13 protein-coding genes are annotated in these 14,222 nt (G+C 71.6%); 2 read left to right on the forward strand and 11 right to left on the reverse strand.

The window, feature by feature from the left end; translation table 11 throughout:
* Nucleotides 1-10: 10 nt before the first annotated feature.
* The 7 genes from OHA68_RS24270 to OHA68_RS24300 form a co-directional block, all read right to left on the reverse strand.
* Complete coding sequence (locus OHA68_RS24270; protein ID WP_327102297.1) at nucleotides 11-1,066, reverse strand: LLM class flavin-dependent oxidoreductase; 1,056 nt, start codon at nucleotides 1,064-1,066, stop codon at nucleotides 11-13.
* Between the two features lie 128 nt (nucleotides 1,067-1,194).
* Nucleotides 1,195-2,169, reverse strand: coding sequence for an aldo/keto reductase (locus OHA68_RS24275; RefSeq protein ID WP_327102298.1), 975 nt, complete (start codon nucleotides 2,167-2,169; stop codon nucleotides 1,195-1,197).
* A gap of 73 nt (nucleotides 2,170-2,242) precedes the next feature.
* Nucleotides 2,243-3,376, reverse strand: a complete 1,134-nt coding sequence (locus OHA68_RS24280) for a M20 family metallopeptidase (RefSeq protein ID WP_327102299.1) — start codon at nucleotides 3,374-3,376, stop codon at nucleotides 2,243-2,245.
* A gap of 128 nt (nucleotides 3,377-3,504) precedes the next feature.
* A complete protein-coding gene (locus OHA68_RS24285; RefSeq protein ID WP_327102300.1) occupies nucleotides 3,505-4,944 on the reverse strand; it encodes an ATP-binding protein in 1,440 nt (479 codons plus the stop codon).
* Nucleotides 4,941-6,590, reverse strand: coding sequence for an FAD-dependent oxidoreductase (locus OHA68_RS24290; protein ID WP_189141526.1), 1,650 nt, complete (start codon nucleotides 6,588-6,590; stop codon nucleotides 4,941-4,943). The genes OHA68_RS24285 and OHA68_RS24290 overlap by 4 nt, the downstream gene beginning before the upstream one ends.
* Nucleotides 6,591-6,661: 71 nt before the next feature.
* On the reverse strand, nucleotides 6,662-7,423 hold the full coding sequence (locus tag OHA68_RS24295; protein WP_189141527.1) for an SDR family oxidoreductase: 762 nt from the start codon (nucleotides 7,421-7,423) through the stop codon (nucleotides 6,662-6,664).
* Between the two features lie 29 nt (nucleotides 7,424-7,452).
* Nucleotides 7,453-8,313, reverse strand: a complete 861-nt coding sequence (locus OHA68_RS24300; RefSeq protein ID WP_327102301.1) for an RNA polymerase sigma-70 factor — start codon at nucleotides 8,311-8,313, stop codon at nucleotides 7,453-7,455.
* Nucleotides 8,314-8,429: 116 nt separating this feature from the next.
* On the opposite strand from OHA68_RS24300, the gene OHA68_RS24305 reads away from it, so the two are divergent.
* Nucleotides 8,430-9,104 (forward strand): ThuA domain-containing protein, encoded by a 675-nt coding sequence (locus OHA68_RS24305; protein WP_327102302.1) that lies wholly within the window; start codon nucleotides 8,430-8,432, stop codon nucleotides 9,102-9,104.
* Nucleotides 9,105-9,129: 25 nt separating this feature from the next.
* On the opposite strand, the gene OHA68_RS24310 is transcribed toward OHA68_RS24305, so the two are convergent.
* From OHA68_RS24310 to OHA68_RS24320, 3 genes are read right to left on the reverse strand one after another with little or no spacing between them, the layout of a single operon-like run.
* Nucleotides 9,130-9,996 (reverse strand): alpha/beta hydrolase, encoded by an 867-nt coding sequence (locus OHA68_RS24310; RefSeq protein WP_327102303.1) that lies wholly within the window; start codon nucleotides 9,994-9,996, stop codon nucleotides 9,130-9,132.
* Between the two features lie 49 nt (nucleotides 9,997-10,045).
* Nucleotides 10,046-10,675, reverse strand: coding sequence for a MerR family transcriptional regulator (locus tag OHA68_RS24315; protein ID WP_327102304.1), 630 nt, complete (start codon nucleotides 10,673-10,675; stop codon nucleotides 10,046-10,048).
* 16 nt (nucleotides 10,676-10,691) lie between these two features.
* On the reverse strand, nucleotides 10,692-11,540 hold the full coding sequence (locus tag OHA68_RS24320) for a LysR family transcriptional regulator (RefSeq protein WP_327102305.1): 849 nt from the start codon (nucleotides 11,538-11,540) through the stop codon (nucleotides 10,692-10,694).
* A 349-nt stretch (nucleotides 11,541-11,889) separates the two neighbouring features.
* Between OHA68_RS24320 and OHA68_RS24325 the strand changes: the two genes are divergently transcribed.
* Nucleotides 11,890-12,960: a thiolase C-terminal domain-containing protein gene (locus OHA68_RS24325; RefSeq protein ID WP_327109551.1), complete on the forward strand. Its 1,071-nt coding sequence runs from the start codon at nucleotides 11,890-11,892 to the stop codon at nucleotides 12,958-12,960.
* A gap of 32 nt (nucleotides 12,961-12,992) precedes the next feature.
* Here the strand turns inward: OHA68_RS24325 and OHA68_RS24330 are convergent, their stop codons facing one another.
* Nucleotides 12,993-14,204 (reverse strand): MFS transporter, encoded by a 1,212-nt coding sequence (locus OHA68_RS24330; protein WP_327102306.1) that lies wholly within the window; start codon nucleotides 14,202-14,204, stop codon nucleotides 12,993-12,995.
* Between the last annotated feature and the right edge of the window lie 18 nt (nucleotides 14,205-14,222).

A 14,222-nucleotide genomic window follows, 5' to 3' on the forward strand; every position in this document is an offset into this window, starting at 1 on the left:
TCCAGGAGGCTCAGGCGAACGCGGGCATGACCTCGGCGGCGAAGAACCGCATGACCTTCTTCATCTCCTCCACCGGCATCGGCCGGGTGCTGCCGAAGTCGCACAGCAGGTTGGCGAACCCGGCGTCGCGCAGCAGCGTGATCTGCTCGATGACCCGCGCCGGATCCCCGATGACCTCCAGTTGCTCCCAGCGGAAGTCCGCCGAGACGGTGCCCCCCTTGAGGTAGCGGTCCTGGTAGTACTCGAAGCCCTGCGCGGCCCGCCCGGTCGCGGGGTCGATGGGCGCGCTGCGCTCGTTGAAGATGCGCGAGCGGTCGAACGCCGCCTCGAACCTCGCCTGGTCCTGCCGCGCCTGCGCCACGGTCGGCGCCACGTACACGCTGCGCGCCACCACGAGCTCCGCGCCCGGCGGATGCCCCGCCCGCGCCGCCGTCTCCTGCCAGGTCCGCGCCGCCTGGACGACCTTACGGAACGTCGCCGCCGGGTCGGCGAGGATGGGCAGCCCGCGCTCGGCGTACAGGGTGACGGTCTCGGGGGAGACCGCGGCGACGTGGACGGGCGGATGCGGGTCCTGCACGGGCCGGGGCGCGAGCGACACCTCCGCGCCGGTCCGGTAGAACTTCCCCTCATGCTGGTACGTCTCCCGCGTCCAGAGCCCGAGGATGACCTCCAGGGCCTCGTTGCACCGGTCCCGGGCCTCGGCCAGGTCGATGCCGAACCCGTCGAACTCGAAGCTCTGGTATCCCCGCCCGATCCCCAGGTCGAGCCGCCCGCCGGAGAGCACGTCGACCAGCGCGGCCTCCTCGGCGACGTGGATCGGGTCGTGCAGGGGCAGCACCACGATGCCGGTGCCGAGGCGGATCCGGGAGGTGCGGGCGGCGGCGTGGGCGAGCATGGTGAACAGGTTGGGCACCACGCCGTAGTCACGGAAGTGGTGCTCGGCCAGCCGCACCCCGTCGAAGCCCAGCTCCTCCGCCAGCTCGATGAGCTCCAGATGGTAGTCATAGACGTCCTTGAAGCTCTGCCCGTCGAACCGGTGGAACAGGTGAAAGGTGGAGAACTTCATACGGCGGCCTCTCAGCGGGTAACCAAGCGCTCGCTTGGGACATTACCACGCGCTTCGCGACCTTTCCTAGGAGCGCCCGCTCCCGGGAACGCCCGGCCGGCGACGGCCGGGCGGCTCCCTACGGCGAGCTACGCCTGGACGCCCGCCTTCTTGGCGGCCAGCTCGATGGCCGCGAGCTCCTCGGCGGTGAAGTCGAGGCGGTCCACGGCGGCCACGTTCGACTCCAGCTGCTCAGGGCTGGAGGCGCCGACGAGCACCGAGGTGACGCGCGGGTCGCGCAGCGCCCAGGCCAGGGCGAGCTGGGCCACGGACTGGCCACGTGCCGTGGCGAGCGCGGAGAGCTCGCGCACGAAGGCCAGCACCTCCGGCGTGACCCCCTCGGGGGTGAGGAACCGCCCCTCCGCGGCGCGTGAGTCGGCGGGGATGCCGTTCAGGTACCGGTCGGTCAGCAGGCCCTGCGCCAGCGGCGAGTAGACCACGCAGCCCATGCCCTCCCGCTCCAGCACGTCCAGCAGGGCGTCCTCGATGTCACGCTTGAGCATGGAGTAGGAGGGCTGGTGGACCAGCAGCGGCGTGCCCAGGTCGCGCAGCAGCGCGGCGGCCTCGGCGGTGCGCTCGGGGGAGAAGTTCGACACGCCGACGTAGAGGGCACGGCCGGTGCGGACCATGTGGTCGAGCACGGCCACCTGCTCCTGCAGCGGTGTGTCCGGGTCGTCGCGGTGCAGGTAGAAGATGTCCACGAAGTCGAGCTGAAGCCGGGCCAGCGACCGGTCGAGCGTGGCCAGCAGGTGCTTGCGGGAGTTGCCCGTGCCGTAGGGGCCGTCCCACATGGGGTTGAAGCCCTTGGTGGTGATCACCGCCTCGTCACGCAGCGACTTGGGGAAGATCCGCCCGAAGGCGGCCTCGGCCGCGCCGATCGGCGGGCCGTAACGGTCGGCGAGGTCGAAGTGCGTGATGCCCAGGTCGAGTGCCTTGTGCACGATCGCGCGCTGGGTCTCAAGCGCCTTGCCCTCGCCGAAGTTGTGCCACAGGCCGAGCGAGACCGCCGGGAGCAGCAGACCACTACGGCCACACCTGCGGTACGGCTGGCGTTCGTATTTCAAGAAATGCCCCTTCACCGACTCGTTGTACTGGGTGACATACTGCCCCGTCGCCCAGCCCCGCCCGACGCCAGGGTTAGACGAGCGCCGAGATCAGCTCGATGGTCAGCGCCGTCCGCGCCGGGATGTGCTCGACCAGCGCGTGCTCGTGCCGCGCGTGCGCGCCGTCGCCCACCGCGCCCATCCCGTCGAGCACCGGCCGGCCCAGCGCCGAGACGAAGTTGCCGTCGCTGGCGCCGCCCACCGCCGTCTCCTCCAGCGTCCACCCGAGCCGGGCGGCGGCGGCCTGCGCCTCCTTGAACAGCTGCTGCGACAGCGGGTTGGGCGTCATGGGCGGCCGGTTCCAGTCGCCGCTGACGGTGACCGTCACGCGCGGGTCGGCGGGCCGCAGGCCGGCGAGCAGCTCGTCGATCCGGCCCATCTCGGCGAAGTCCGTGACCCGCACGTCGACGCCGCAGGTGGCGATGCCCGCCGCCACGTTGCGCCCGGTGCCGCCGCTGATCAGGCCCACGTTGACGGTGGTGCCGAGCTCGGGGGCGCCGGCGGCGGCGATGTGGGTGACCAGCTCGGCCAGCGCGTGGATGGCGCTGGCGCCCGCCTTCGGGTCGAGCCCGGCGTGCGCCTCGACGCCGGTGACGGTCACGTCGAAGATTCCCACGCCCTTGCGCGCGGTCTTCAGCGCGCCGTGGCCGGACGCCTCGAACACCAGGCAGGCCAGCGCGTCCGCGCAGGCGGCCTCGATGTACGGCCGGGAGACCAGGCTGCCGATCTCCTCGTCGCCGTTGAACAGGAAGCGCACCCCCGGATGCGGCAGCCCGAGCTCGCGCAGCCCGCGCAGCGCCCAGACGGACTGCACCAGGCCGGACTTCATGTCGAACGCGCCGGGCCCGGACACCTTGCCGTCCGCCACCGTGAACGGCCAGCCGGCGAGCGTGCCGACGGGCCAGACGGTGTCGTAGTGGCTCATCATCAGCACCGTGCCGGGCGCGGTCCCGTGGTAGGTGAGCTCCAGCACGTCACCGTACTGGCCGCCGTCGTGCACGACCTCGACGTCCGGCGCGCCGAGCCGCTCGGTGGCCAGCGCGCGCACCCCGCGCAGCCCCTGGACGAGGGCGGCCTTGTCGTAGCTGTGGGTCTCCAGCTCGACCAGGGCCTTGAGGTCGTCCAGCATGGCGGGCAGCGCCTGCCGGGTCCAGTCGGTGATTGACACGGGGATCCTTCCGGGGGCCGAGCGAAGTGCCGAGCCCCCAGGATACGAACCACGGTGGCCGGACCGACCGCGCAGGGTCGGGCGTCACGACGGAATCGAGCCGCCCCCCAGCCGGATCGGGCCCCGGCTCAGTCGGACGGCGCCGGGCCCACCGTGGACTCCCGCAGCGGGAGCCGTACCTCGAACCAGGTGTCGCCCGGGGTCGAGCGGACCTTCAGGTCGCCGCCGTGCCGGCCGGCCACGATCCGGTAGGAGATGTCCAGCCCGAGCCCGGTGCCCTGGCCGACGGTCTTGGTGGTGAAGAACGGCTCGAAGATCCGGTCCCTGATCCCCTCGGGCACGCCGGGGCCCGTGTCGCCGATCTCGATGATCGCCTCGTCCTCGTCGTGCGCGGTCCGGATGGTCAGCGTGCCCTCCTCGCCCATGGCGTCGAGCGCGTTGTGCATCAGGTTCGTCCAGACCTGGTTGAGCTCGCCGCCGTAGGCGGGGATCGGCGGCAGCGTCCGGTCGTAGTCGGTCACCACGCTGATCCCCGGCGGGATCTTGCCACGGAAGATCGCGACCGTGCTGTCGAGCAGCTCGTGCACGTCGAGCACCTGGAACGGCGCCCGGTCCATCTGGGAGTACTGCTTGGCCGAGCGGATCAGCGAGGTGATCCGCTCGGTCGCCTCGGTGACCTCGCCGAGCATCTGCGAGATCTCGACGGCCTCCGACAGCCAGCGCAGCGCGGCGGGCGCGTGCTCCTCGCCCACCTTCGTCCGCACCTTGGCCAGATGCTCCTTGCCGAACCCGGCGTTGACCAGCGCGGGCGCGAGGTCCCAGCCATCCTCCACACCCAGGTCCTCCAGCGCCTCACCGAGCTCGTCCTCGGCGTCGGAGATCTCCATCGGGGAGCGGGGGGCCAGCTTGCCGACCGCCTCCATGCACGCCTCCTGCATCTCCACCAGCGCGCGCAGCCGCTGCGGCGGGATGCCGTCCTCGGCGAGCTTCGCGAGCTCCACCCGCGAGGACCTGATCAGCGAGTGCAGCTCGCTCACCGCGCGCACGGCCGCCGCGGCCGGGTTGTTCAGCTCGTGGGTGAGCCCCGCGGTGATCGTGCCGAGCGCGGTCAGCCGCTGCCGCCTGTCGATGATCTCCCGCTGCATCCGCCCGCCGGACTGCAGGCCGTCGAGCAGGTGCATGGCCATCGGGAACCACTCGGTCACGATGTAGGCGAACTTGCGGGCGGGCAGGATGAACACCCGCGACGGCGCGGTGGCGCGCAGCGTGTGCTGATAGGTCTGGGGTCCCCGATCGCCGAGGTAGGCGGAGGTGGCCCCGCCGTACACCCCCGGCGTGGAGGCGCGCGGCATGGCCACGGTCCCGGCGGTGACGGTCTCGGAGACCATCTGCAGCTCGCCCTCCACCAGCACCGCGAAGCACTCGGCCGGCTCGCCCTGGCGGACGATCTCCTCGTCCTGCTCGAACTTCTTGATCTCCCCGCTGCTCGCCAGCTTGGTGAGCTGCTCGTCGGTCAGGCGCTCGAACAGGAACAGTTTGCGCAGCTCGTCGATGTCCACGTTCGTCATTGTTTCTCCAGATAGCGGTGCACGAGCGCGACGGCCATCGCGCCCTCTCCGACGGCGGAGGCCACTCTCTTGATCGACTCTGCCCGCACGTCCCCGGCGGCCAGCACCCCCGGCACATTGGTCTCCAGGAAGTACGGCTGGCGCCTGAGCGGCCAGTTACGCGGTCGCTGATCACCGTGTACGAGATCCGGGCCGGTCAGCAGGAACCCCTTGTCGTCCCGCTCGACGGTGTCGCCGAGCCAGGAGGTGTAGGGCTTGGCGCCGATGAACACGAACAGCCACTGGGTCTCGACCGTCCGCTCCTCGCCCTTGGTCGAGATCGACAGTCGCTGCAGGTGACCATCGCCCTGCCCGCCGGTGACCCGGGACTCCAGGTGCACCTCGATGTTGTCGACCGCCTGGATCTGCTCGATGAGGTAGTGAGACATGGACTTCTCCAAACCATCACCCCTCACCAACACATGCACGCGGCTGGCGAATCCCGCCAGGTAGACGGCCGCCTGCCCGGCCGAGTTGGCGGCGCCCACGATGTAGACCTCGCTGTCCTTGCAGGAGGGCGCCTCGGTCAGCGCGGCGCCGTAGAAGACGCCCCTGCCGACGAACTCGTCCAGGCCCGGCGCGTCCAGGCGGCGGTAGGTCACGCCGGTGGCCAGGATCACCGCGTGCGCGGCGATCTCCCGGCCGTCCTCGAACCCGATGACCCGCGCCTGCCCACGCGGCTCCAGGTGGGTGACGCTGCGCGCGGTCAGCAGCTCGGCGCCGAACTTGAGCGCCTGCCGGCGTGCCCGGTCGGCGAGCTGCTGGCCGGAGACGCCGTCGGGGAAGCCCAGGTAGTTCTCGATCCTGGAGCTCTGGCCCGCCTGCCCGCCGGAGGCGTGCGCCTCGACCAGCACGGTGTTGAGCCCTTCGGAGGCGCCGTAGACCGCCGCGCCCAGCCCCGCGGGCCCGCCGCCGACCACGATCAGGTCGTAGAAGTCCGTCGCGGGGGTGGTCGACAGGCCCACGGTGGAGGCCAGGGTGGACTGGTCGGGCGCCTGCAGCATCTCCCCCTCGGCGGTGACCACCAGCGGCAGGCGGCAGTCGTCGCCCGCCGCCGCCACGAGCTGCGCGCCGTCCGGGTCCTCGGTCAGCATCCACTGGTACGGGACGTGGTTGCGGGCCAGGAAGTCACGCACCTTGTAAGAGGGCGCGGACCACCGGTCGCCCACCACCCGCAGCTCCGCCACCGGCACCCGGTCGGTGCGCTGCCAGGCGTCGAGCTGGCCGTCGATCACCGGGTAGAACTTCTCCTCCGGCGGATCCCACGGCTTGAGCAGATAGTGGTCCAGATCCACCACGTTGATGGCCTGGATCGCGGCGTCGGTGTCGGCGTAGGCCGTCAGCAGCACCCGGCGCGCGAACGGATACATGTCCATCGCCGCCTCGAGGAACTGCACGCCGTTCATCTGCGGCATCCGGTAGTCGGCGAGGATGGCGGCCACCTCGTCACCGCGCAGCCGCATCTCCTTGACCGCCTCGATGCCCTGCGGCGCCGTCTCCGCCCGGACGATTCTGTACTGCTGGCCGTACCTCCGCCGGAGGTCGCGAGCGACCGCTCTCGACACGCCCGGATCGTCGTCGACCGTCACGATGACCGGCTTGTCCATGCCCCCGCCTTCCAATCGTTCCTCAATGCAAGAATGTCACGAGCATCCAAGTTGTAGGGATTCGTCCCCGGTCAGGCGATGACCCGGCTCTCGCCCCCGTCCACCAGGACCGAGACCCCGTTCATGTAGGACGCGCGCTCGCTCGCCAGGAACGCCACCACGTCGCCCACCTCCTCGGGCCGTCCGATCCGGCCCAGCGGCACGGAGCCGGCCCGCTCGGCCAGCGCTTCCTCGCTGCCCGCCAGGTCACGCAGCCGCTCGGTGTCGATCGAGCCCGGCATCACGTTGTTGACCAGCACCCCGTCGGCGCCGACCTCGCGGGCCAGGGTGCGCACCAGCCCGGCGACGGCCGAGCGGGTGGAGTTGGACAGGGCCAGCCCGTCCAGCGCCTCGCGGGCCGACCTGCTGGTGATCGTGACGATGCGGCCCCATCCCCGGGCGCGCATCTCCGGCAGCACCGCCCGCGCCAGCCGTACCGTGCCGAGCAGGTTGCGCTGGATCGCCAGCTCCCAGTCGGCCATGCTCGCGTCCACGAACCGGCCGGCCGGCGGCCCACCGGCGTTGGCCACCAGGATGTCGACCGGGCCGACCACGTCGCGCGTCTCCCGGACGACCCGCTCCGCGGCGTCCGGGTCCTCCACGTCGGCGAGCACCGCGTGCACCACGCCGCCGAACTCCTGCAGCTCCACCACCGCGTCGGCGAGCCGTTCGGGATTGCGGGCGCTCACGCAGACGTCGCATCCCTCCTTCGCGAGGCTCTTGGCGGCGGCGAGCCCGATGCCCGCGCTGCCACCCGTGACGAGTGCGACCTTGCCTTTGATGCCGAGATCCATGGGGGCGACTATAGATGTCACCGGGCGTGTCAGGAGGGTGGGCGCACCCGCTGAAGCTTGTCCGGATTGAGCACACTGTAGAGCCCCTGGATGCGGCCCTCGCGCACGTCGATCGCGACGAGCTGGAGGTTGCTCCCGACCCGCGTCCAGATCACCGGGTGCCCGTTGGCCTCGCTGAGCCCGGCCGCGCCGTAGGAGTAGCGGGCGTTCAGCCCGGCCAGGAACGCCACCACCTTGCGCCGGCCGTGGATCGGCCGCAGCGCGGCCCTGACCCGGCCGCCGCCGTCGCTCCAGGCCACGACGTCCTCGTGCAGCAGCTCGGTGAGCGCCGCCAGGTCGCCGCCGCCCGCCGCCTCGATGAACCTCGTCAGCAGCTCGGCGTGCTCGCCGGCCGACGGCCGGAACCTGTCCCGGCCCTCGCCCAACCGCACCGAGGCCCGGTGGTGGAGCTGCCTGGCGTTGGCCACCGAGGAGTCGACGATCTCCGCGATCCGGTCGTACGGCAGCTCGAAGGCCTCGCGCAGCACGAACACCGCCCGCTCCGGCGGCGAGAGCCGCTCCATCAGGTGCAGCGTCGCCAGTGACACCGTGTCGCGCAGCTCGGCAGTGTCCAGCGGGCCCGCCTCCGCCGTGGAGACCGGCTCGGGCAGCCAGGGGCCGGTGTACGCCTCCCGCTTGACCCTGGCCGAGCGGAGCTGGTCCAGCGCCAGCCGCGACACCACTGTCAGCAGGAACGCCCTGGGCTCCTTGACGTCACTCCGGTCCGCGCCCGACCAGCGCAGCCACGCCTCCTGCACCACGTCCTCGGCGTCCCACATGCTGCCGAGCAGCCGGTAGGCCAGCCCGATCAGTAGCGGCCGGTACGCCTCGAAATCCTCCACCTGCCTCACCCCTGGCAGCGTAGTCACCCCGCTCCTGAGCGCTTTGGCCGGCAGGACGGGCGGGCGCGGCCGGATGTGACCGCGTGTGGGTGGCAATCAGGCGGCAGGCGTGATGGGCTTGGCGGGTGGCACGCAACCTAGTCCTGTCCGGAGGCCCGTTCCACGACTTCGACGCCACGTCGGCGGCCCTCACCGAGGTGCTGGCCGAGGTGGGAGTCGAGTCCGAGATCACTGAAGACATCGTCGGCGCGCTGAGCGAGCCGTCGGAGGTCCAGCTCATCACCGTCAACGCGCTGCGCTGGCAGATGAACGCCGACCGCTTCGCCGACCTGCGCGACCGGTGGAGCTTCCGGCTGCCGGCCCAGGCCCGCACCACCCTGCTGGACCACCTCGACCGTGGCGGCGGCCTGCTGTGCATGCACTCGGCGTCGCTCTGCTTCGACGACTGGCAGGGCTGGTCGCGGGTGCTCGGCGCCTGCTGGGACTGGTCCAAGTCCTACCACCCGCCGCTCGGCTGGACCGGCGTGCGGGTGCACGGCGAGCACCCGGTGGTGGAGGGGCTGCGCGACTTCGACCTCGTGGACGAGGTCTACAGCGACCTCGACGTGCTGCCCGACGTCCGCCCGCTCGCCTCCGCGGCCGGCCAGCCGCTCATGTGGGCCCGTCCCGTACGGCGCGGCCGGGTCTTCTACGACGCACTCGGCCACGACACCCGCTCCTACGGCAACGAGATCCACCGCGCCCTGCTGCAACGGGCCGCGCTGTGGCTGCTGAAACGCCCGGTGACCATCACCGACTGACCGAACCCGACAGCGCCGCTCCCGCTCAGCCACGCGGAGCGGCGCACCCCGCGATGGCGGCGGCCAGGGCCTCGGGCGCCTCCTCGGCCAGGTGGTGGCCGCTGTCGACGGCGAGGCCGCGCACGTCGTCCGCCCATGACCGCCACACCTCCACCGGGTCACCGTAGAGCTCCTCCATGTCGTCCCGCGTCGCCCAGACGACCAGCGTGGGGCAGCCGATGGTACGGCCCGCGGCCCGGTCGGCGTCGTCGGCGGCGCGGTCCACGCCCAGGCCGGCCCGGTAGTCCTCGCACATCGCGTGCACGGTGTCCGGGTCGTGCACGGCCCGGCGGAAGTCCTGGTAGGCATCCTCGCCCATCTGCTCGGGGCCCGTCCGGTACCACGCGTCGGGGTCGGCGTTGATCACCCGTTCGGCGGGCTCGGCGGTCTGGCCCAGGAAGAACCAGTGCCACCAGAGAGCCGCGAACCGGGCGTCACAGCGGCTCAGCGCCTCGCCGATGGGCACCACGTCCATCACCGTCAGGTGCGTGACGGCCTCGGGATGGACGAGGGCCAGCCGCTGGGCGACGTACCCGCCCCGATCGTGCCCGGCGACGGCGAACCGGTCGTGACCGAGCGCGCGCATGAGGGCGAGCATGTCCCTGGCCATCGCCCGCTTGGAGTAGGGCTCGTGGTCGGGGGTCGAGGGCGGCTTCGACGAGCGGCCGTACCCCCTTAAGTCCGGGCAGACCACCGTGAAGTCGGCGGCGAGCAGCGGCGCGACCCGATGCCAGGTGGCGTGCGTCCTGGGATGCCCGTGCAGCAACAGCACCGGCGGACCGTCGCCCCCGTGCCTGACGAACACCTCCGCCTCGCCGACATCGACGCGGCTCTCCCTGAAATCTTCGAACATCAGGCCCGCGCTACCCCACCCGGTTCGTGACATGCGGGTCCGGACCTTGTCAGTCAGCCTCGCGGGCGAAGCGGCGGGCCGACTCCGATTCCTGGGCCAGGCGGCGTAGCGCGTCGAAGGCGCGGCCGTACAGGACCGTGCCCAGCACCAGGGCCTCCACGGCGGCGTCGCGCGGGCCGTCGTAGGGGATCGTGTTCAGCTCGACCTCGGTGACCAGCCGCTCGGCCGCCGCCGCGTACGGCGCCAGGTCGGCGGTCAGGCCGAGCTGGTGCATCCTGACCACCGTCTGCGCCAGCTCGTCCCTGGCCGGAGCCTCGGCGGTGACCTGCCAGTCCAGGCGGTCGAGCAGGGCGTCCACCTGGGCGCGGGCCGTCTCCCACTCGGGCGTCGGCTCGGGCTCGACGGCAGGGCTCAGGGCGTAGTGCGCGGTGCCGAGCAGCTCGTGGATCGGCAGGGACTCGTCCTGCACCGCCTCGACGACCTTCTTGATCGAGGCGACCGGGAGCCTGCCCACCTCCAGCAGCGCCCTGATCAGACGGAGCCGGTGCAGGTGCGCGTCGTCGTAGTCGGCCCGGGTGGCGGTGAGCTGCTCGCCCTGGTGGAGCAGGCCCTCACGCAGGTAGTACTTGATCGTGGGGATGGCCACGCCGGACTCGGTGCTCAGCTCGGACATGCGCATCTGCTGGATATTATCGCTATCCAGACCGGGCCAGGTGGCGGGCCGCGCTGAGCAGCTCGTGGACGTCCGCCTGACGGTTCCACAGAAGGACGACCTCGATGGGCGGCACCTCCTCGGCGATCGGCACGAACGTCAGCCGCTCCGGCACCGGAGTGCCGTCCCGCACGCAGAGGGTGTAGCCGGCTCCCTCGCTCACCATCGCGATGGCCAGGTCGTGGGTGGCGGCCGCCGGGCCGAGCCGGGGATGCAGGCGCTGCCGTACGAACGCCTCCAGGAACCGGCGGGCGCCCGCCACCGCCTCCGACTCGGGCATGATGAGCGGCTCACTCGCCAGCGCGGCGAGCGACAGCCGCTTGTTCGCGGCGAGCCGGTGGTCGCGCCTGAGCAGCGCGCGCACGGGGGAGCGGTGGACGAGCATCCGGGCCACGCCGCGCGGCAGGGAGCCGGGCGCGTACCCGAGCCCGGCCTGGATCGCGCCGTCCATGAGGGAGATGATCTGCTCGGCCGTGCCCATCGGCGCCACTCGCGGGCCGCAGTGCCGAACCTGCGACAGCAGCCGGGCCACCACGTCGCTCAGGCCGTCGGCCACCCCGAGCCGGGTCGTGCGCTCGTTGCCGCGGGCGGCGAGCATCGCCCGCTCGAAGGCGTCCACCGCGACGGTGGCCTGCGCGAGGAACACCTCGCCCGCCTCGGTGAGCCGCATGCCGCTGGAGGAACGGGTGAAGATCTCCACCCCGACCTCCTTCTCCAGCGCCTTCAGCTGCTCCGACAGGGTGGGCTGGGCGATCCGCAGAATGGCCGCGGCGCGCCGCAGACTGCCCGCGCGGGCGATCGTGATCGCGTAGCGGATGTGGCGTAGATCCATCGCTCACCTCGGGGTGAAGGTGATGGGCTCTTGATGATCGCACTTCATCTGACATATGTGCATAGCTGTAGTGAAGAGCGTCAGTTAATCGGGGGTGACGATACTCACTCATTATGTGGCCTGTCGGGATGATCTTACCGAGCAAGCGCTTGTCTTAGTGCCGGGTTCGGCGATACCGTGTCGGGCGTAAGGCGCCGCTGGCCGGGGCAGCCTCGCGCCCTGCTCCGGTCCGTGGTGGGAGCGGCCGCGCGCCGGCGTGCAGGAGGAGTGGCGCACGCGGCGGCGAGTGGTCGGCGCAGACGCGGTCCGGCGGGAGCTCGGAGCGGGAGCGGTCCGGTGGGAGGTGACCATGCAGCCCTTCGCCGGTAAGGCGGCCGTCGCCGGGATCGGGATGACGGCGCTGACGCGCGCCTCCGGCCGCACCGAGCTGGAGCTGGCCGTGGAGGCGTGCCGTGCGGCCTGCGACGACGCCGGGATCGAGGCCCGCGAGGTGGACGCGGTGCTCAGCTATCACCTGAACGACTCCGCCCCGGTCACGCAGGTCGCCCGGGCGCTGGGGATGGACCGGCTGGGCTGGCACAACGACCTGGCGGGCGGCGGCACCCAGGCGGCCTCCATCCTGGGCGACGCGGCCATGCTGGTGCACGCCGGTCTAGCTCGAAATATCCTCATTTATCGCGCTTTGAACGGTCGTTCCGGGAAGCGGATGAATGTCGTCTCGACCGGGCCTCAGGAGCGGTTCACGTACGGGATGGCCGGACCGATCCCGATGTTCGCCATGGCCGCGACCCGCTACCTGCACGAGACCGGGCTCGGCGAGCGGCACCTGCACGCCGTCGTCGCCCAGTCCAGGGCCAACGCCGCCACCAACCCGCGCGCCCTCAGACGCGAGCCGCTGCCGTACGAGGACTACCTGGCCAGGCCGTACGTCTGCACGCCGCTGCGTACGGTGGACTGCTGCCAGGAGACCGACGGCGCCTGCGCGCTGCTGATCAGCGGCGTGCTGGGCGGCCCGCGCGTCCAGGCGGTCGTCCGCGCGGGCGGTCCGGGCAGCTCCGCCATGGACCGCGCACCGGACGTCACGGCGATCTTCTCGGCGTACGTGGCGCCGATGCTGTGGCAGTCCTCGGGGATGCGGCCATCGGACGTGGACGCGGCGATGCTGTACGACGCGTACTCGTGGCTGGTGCCCCGGCAGTTGGAGGACTTCGGGGTCGTGGGCCGGTCCGAGCTCGGGCCGTACCTGATGGAACGGCGGCACGCCTGGGTGAACCCGCACGGCGGACTGCTGTCGGAGGGCTACGTGCACGGCCTGAACAACGTGGCCCAGGCCGTGCGGGAGCTGCGGGACGGGCGTGAGGTGGCGCTGGTGACGGGCTTCGGCGGCAGCTACGGAAGCGCGGCCCTGCTGGCGAGCTGACGCCGCACCACCCCGATGGTCGCGCCCCGCGGTCAGTGTCCGTCAGCGACCGGCGAGGGCGGGACGGCGGGAGCGGGCGTCGGGTTCTGCTTGCGGAAGGTCAGGAACAGCGCGGCTCCGACGACGACGGAGAGCACCCCGAGTGCGCCGATGCCGCCCTGCAGACCGCCGGTGAAGACCGCCAGCCCCGCCACGACGAGGGGGGAGAGGAACTGACCGACGTACGCGGTGCCCGTCCAGAGCCCGGTGCCGCGCCCACGCTGGGAGAACTCGACGTTGTCCAGCACCCAGGAGATGAGCGTGGGGAAGAGCAGGCCGCTCGCGAACCCGGTGATGACGGCGCCGACCATCACCACCGTGACATTCGACGAGGCGAAGACGATGACGAGGCCGAGACCCGAGGTCGCGAACTCGACGGGCAGGAGCACCCGCCTGCCCAGGCTCGCGAAGCGCCCGTAGAGCGCCGCGCCGACGGCGATGGCGATGGCGAGCACGCCGGTCAGCAGGCCGGTGGTCGCGGTGGACGTGATCCCGATCGAGGTCAGCACGGTCGACAGTTGGACGATGAGGATGTAGAAGACGACGCCGCCGAACAGCGTGACCCCGCACGGCGCGGCGAGCGCGCGCCACGGAACCCTGACCGAACGCGGATCCGCCGGCTCCGCCGACCGCTGGGGCGACCACAGGAGCCACGTCATCGGGACGACGAGCACCAGTGCGATCGCGTAGACCCAGAACGGTGCGCGCCAGCCCCCTACCCCCAGCGCGCCGCCGAGCGCGATGAAGACGACCCCGGCCAACGACGCCGTCGTCGCCTGGAGGCCGATGTAGCGGTCGCGCTTCTCCTTCCAGTAGTCGCCGATCAGCGTGATCGCCGCCGTCGCGATGCCGGCCTCGAACACGCCGACGAACACGCGGCTGGCGATGATCGCGCCGATGCCGTCGAGCCAGAGGGGCGCGGTGCCGGCGACCGCGTAGCCGACCATGCCGACCTGCAGCACCCGCAGCCGGCCGAGCCGGTCGACGAGCTGCCCGGCGAACGGGGCGGTCAGCCCGATGACGAGTGCGGGGATGGTCAGCACGATCGGCACCAGGATCTCGACGCCCGGCACGGAGCCGAAATGCTGGGCGATGAGGGGGAGCACGGGTGCGATCAGGACCGCTCCGAGCACGGGCATGGAACTGGCCGCCAAGAGCAGGATGAGCTGGGGCAGTCCGGGGGTTCGGGAGGCGTCGGTGTTCATGGGGACCTCACGGCGTTC

It is taken from the genome of Nonomuraea glycinis, from assembly GCF_035920485.1.
In the GTDB taxonomy this organism is placed as follows: domain Bacteria; phylum Actinomycetota; class Actinomycetes; order Streptosporangiales; family Streptosporangiaceae; genus Nonomuraea; species Nonomuraea glycinis.

Excerpts from the sequence above, each read along its gene's own strand:
- OHA68_RS24270 (WP_327102297.1), bottom strand. The coding sequence starts at position 1,066 with ATGAAGTTCTCCACCTTTCACCTGTTCCACCGGTTCGACGGGCAGAGC.
- OHA68_RS24290 (WP_189141526.1), bottom strand. The coding sequence starts at position 6,590 with ATGGACAAGCCGGTCATCGTGACGGTCGACGACGATCCGGGCGTGTCG.
- OHA68_RS24315 (WP_327102304.1), bottom strand. The coding sequence starts at position 10,675 with ATGCGCATGTCCGAGCTGAGCACCGAGTCCGGCGTGGCCATCCCCACG.
- OHA68_RS24330 (WP_327102306.1), bottom strand. The coding sequence starts at position 14,204 with ATGAACACCGACGCCTCCCGAACCCCCGGACTGCCCCAGCTCATCCTG.
- OHA68_RS24285 (WP_327102300.1), bottom strand. The coding sequence starts at position 4,944 with ATGACGAACGTGGACATCGACGAGCTGCGCAAACTGTTCCTGTTCGAG.
- OHA68_RS24320 (WP_327102305.1), bottom strand. The coding sequence starts at position 11,540 with ATGGATCTACGCCACATCCGCTACGCGATCACGATCGCCCGCGCGGGC.
- OHA68_RS24325 (WP_327109551.1), top strand. The coding sequence starts at position 11,890 with ATGCAGCCCTTCGCCGGTAAGGCGGCCGTCGCCGGGATCGGGATGACG.
- OHA68_RS24295 (WP_189141527.1), bottom strand. The coding sequence starts at position 7,423 with ATGGATCTCGGCATCAAAGGCAAGGTCGCACTCGTCACGGGTGGCAGC.
- OHA68_RS24310 (WP_327102303.1), bottom strand. The coding sequence starts at position 9,996 with ATGTTCGAAGATTTCAGGGAGAGCCGCGTCGATGTCGGCGAGGCGGAG.